The organism is Myxococcus sp. CA040A (assembly GCF_013336725.1).
GTDB lineage: Bacteria > Myxococcota > Myxococcia > Myxococcales > Myxococcaceae > Myxococcus > Myxococcus llanfairpwllgwyngyllgogerychwyrndrobwllllantysiliogogogochensis.
In genome coordinates, this window is record NZ_JABUMR010000056.1 from 1 (window position 1) to 414 (window position 414).

Here is a 414-nt window from a genome sequence, read left to right on the forward strand (position 1 = left end):
TGACGAAGCTTGTCGAAGAGAACCGCCACCGCCACGTCCAGCAGGCCATCGCCGTCGACGTCTCCCACCGAGAGCCCGCCGTGGTAGTCGTACCCTGCGGAGTACCAATCCGGGGTGGCGCTGCTGGGGAACGGCTGCTGCCGCGACTTGCGGTTGTAGAAGGCCACGAGCGCTTGGGGCGCGAGGTCATTTCCATTGGACACCACCAGATCCGTCCAGCCGTCCTGGTCGAGGTCCCCCAGGGCGGCGCCCGTGGAGAAGTTCCCCATGCTGCTCAGCATGCTCGAGGGATCCGGGGCGTAGATTTGCCCGACGGGCGGCGAGGCAGTGGGCGGGGCCGGAATAGGGTTCGGAGCGGGCGCCCGGTGCAGACAGGAGAGGCCGGTCACCACCAGCAGGGCTAGCCTGCCTTCG

The 414-nt window shown here is 68.1% G+C and carries 1 protein-coding gene; it reads right to left on the reverse strand.

Annotation, left to right across the window (positions count from 1 at the left end; translation table 11 throughout):
- Positions 1-281, reverse strand: a 281-nt coding sequence (locus tag HUA75_RS46070; RefSeq protein WP_217446594.1) for a VCBS repeat-containing protein, incomplete at its 3' end; no start/stop codon positions are given.
- Positions 282-414 lie beyond the last annotated feature (133 nt).